We start from the raw sequence: 513 nt of genomic DNA, 5'->3' as shown, positions 1-513 counted from the left end.
AACGCCCACTGCCCGGACGACGGTGACGACAGCGAGGCGCTGCTGGCCCTGCCGCGTCTGCACCAGGCGCTGGCCGCCGCGCCGGCGCCGCGGGTGCTGATCCTGCGCGGCGAGGGTGGCCGAGAATTCCTCGCCGAACGCTTGCGCGGCCAAGGTGCGACGGTCGACTATCTGCCACTGTACCGCCGCCTGCTGCCCAGCTACGCGCCGGGCGAACTGGCCGCACGGGTGCGTGCGGAACGCCTGAACGCCCTGGTGGTCAGCAGTGGGCAGGGGCTCGAGCACCTGATCGAACTGGCCGCTACCGACTGGCCCGAACTGGCTCGGCTACCCTTGTTCCTGCCCAGCCCGCGGGTCGCCGAGCAGGCTCGCCGCGCGGGTGCACAGATCGTTGTGGATTGTCGCGGCGCCAGCGCCGCGGCCTTGCTGGCAGCGCTGGAACGATACCCGGCCGCTGCCCTCTAGAAAGGATGGATACGTGAGCGAAGCAGCCACCCCGCAAGACCAGACGCC

1 protein-coding gene is annotated in these 513 nt (G+C 71.2%); it reads left to right on the top strand.

Annotation, left to right across the window (positions count from 1 at the left end; all coding sequences use genetic code 11):
- Window positions 1-465: uroporphyrinogen-III synthase (locus tag N878_RS26270; protein ID WP_021446442.1), on the top strand; the 465-nt coding region annotated here is incomplete at its 5' end.
- Window positions 466-513 lie beyond the last annotated feature (48 nt).

The organism is Pseudomonas sp. EGD-AK9 (assembly GCF_000465935.2).
Lineage (GTDB): Bacteria > Pseudomonadota > Gammaproteobacteria > Pseudomonadales > Pseudomonadaceae > Aquipseudomonas.
The sequence above is the reverse complement of the archived record's forward strand: the minus strand, read 5'-3'. Positions and strand labels throughout refer to the sequence as shown.